At 79.5% G+C, this 258-nt stretch carries 1 protein-coding gene; it reads left to right on the top strand.

Features of this window, described 5'->3' with window-relative positions; all coding sequences use genetic code 11:
- Window positions 1–258, top strand: a 258-nt coding sequence (locus GTW43_RS01730; RefSeq protein WP_202500924.1) for a CGNR zinc finger domain-containing protein, incomplete at both ends; no start/stop codon positions are given.

Genomic DNA, 258 nt, shown 5'->3' with positions numbered 1-258 from the left:
AACCTGCTGGCCCGCGCCGCCCCGCCCGCCCTGTGCGCGGTGCGCGCCGGCGACGGCAGCCTGATCCGTTCGCTCGCCGCCGAGCCCGGCTGCGCGGCCCTCCTCGCGGCCGTCGCCCGCGACGCCGTCGACCTGCTCACCGACCCGGCCGCCCGGGGCGCCCTGCGCCAGTGCGAGGGCGACAACTGCCCGCTGATCTACCTCGACACCTCGCGCGGCCGGCGCCGCCGCTGGTGCTCCAGCGAGGTCTGCGGCAAC

The organism is Streptomyces sp. SID5785 (assembly GCF_009870065.1).
Lineage (GTDB): Bacteria > Actinomycetota > Actinomycetes > Streptomycetales > Streptomycetaceae > Streptomyces.
The sequence above is the reverse complement of the archived record's forward strand: the minus strand, read 5'-3'. Positions and strand labels throughout refer to the sequence as shown.